This window comes from Pseudomonas agronomica (assembly GCF_025917275.1).
GTDB lineage: Bacteria > Pseudomonadota > Gammaproteobacteria > Pseudomonadales > Pseudomonadaceae > Aquipseudomonas > Aquipseudomonas agronomica.
Window position 1 is genome coordinate 1 of the sequence record NZ_JAOSHO010001061.1, and the last position, 426, is coordinate 426.

The window sequence follows — 426 nt, forward strand, 5'->3', positions numbered from 1 at the left end:
GCAGCTCCTACATGGCTCCTACATAGCTCTTACATGGCTCTTACATAGCTCCTGCGTAACGCCTACAGCCCAGCGGGAGCAAGCTCCCTCGCCTCAGGTTTTTTATCGATTCAAAGCCGCCAGAACGGCTTCAGACCTTCCGCCCGTGCCTGCTCCCGGCTCAGCCCGATGTCCCGCAACTGTTCGGTCGACAGGTCCAGCAAGGCTTTGCGTGTATGCAAACGACGCCAGAACAGGCCCCAGCGACTCAGGTCGGCTGGAGCATTGCGCAAATCCCCGCTACGCAGCCCCTTCTCCTGCCCCGCCGCCAGTTCCTGACTGTGTAACGTCAGCCGCACATCGCTCAAGCCGTTCATTTTGATCGCTCCTGTTTACTTGGGTAGCCAGAGGTTTCATGATGCGCGGGCGGCAAAAAGCGATACAGAT

The 426-nt window shown here is 58.5% G+C and carries 1 protein-coding gene; it reads right to left on the bottom strand.

The window, feature by feature from the left end; translation table 11 throughout:
* Positions 1-110 precede the first annotated feature (110 nt).
* A complete protein-coding gene (locus OC610_RS28905; protein WP_249876915.1) occupies positions 111-356 on the bottom strand; it encodes a DUF1127 domain-containing protein in 246 nt (81 codons plus the stop codon).
* Positions 357-426 lie beyond the last annotated feature (70 nt).

Coding starts and splice junctions, on each gene's coding strand:
- OC610_RS28905 (WP_249876915.1), bottom strand. CDS start 356: ATGAACGGCTTGAGCGATGTGCGGCTGACGTTACACAGTCAGGAACTG.